We start from the raw sequence: 282 nt of genomic DNA, 5'->3' as shown, positions 1-282 counted from the left end.
GGATGTGATCATCCAGACGAAGGGTGATGTTTTCCCGGTTTTCGGGGATTGGTTTATCGCTGAACAGGTGCAGCATTCTTTCCAGATCGTCAAGTCGATCTGCCTGTTGCCCGGTGATAAGATGAAACCCCCATCGGTCCCACCTCACCAGGTTGTTGACGATAATTTTACTGCCAAATTTACAGGGTGAATTAGTTTTGTAATTCCAGCTAAGTCCCCTGAAGATGTTGATCACCCCTCGCTCAAACACCTCATCCTTATTCTGGTGTAGTTGTTCAAATG

1 protein-coding gene is annotated in these 282 nt (G+C 46.5%); it reads right to left on the bottom strand.

Going from position 1 to position 282, the window contains the following annotated elements; all coding sequences use genetic code 11:
* The coding region (locus LZP73_RS21640) for a DUF4942 domain-containing protein (protein ID WP_442800791.1) at positions 1 to 235 on the bottom strand (235 nt) is incomplete at its 3' end.
* Between the last annotated feature and the right edge of the window lie 47 nt (positions 236 to 282).

The sequence above is a fragment of the Shewanella sp. AS16 genome (assembly GCF_021412365.1).
Lineage (GTDB): Bacteria > Pseudomonadota > Gammaproteobacteria > Enterobacterales > Shewanellaceae > Shewanella > Shewanella salipaludis.
Note: the sequence above shows the minus strand (reverse complement) of the source record. Positions and strands in the feature narration are given on the sequence as shown.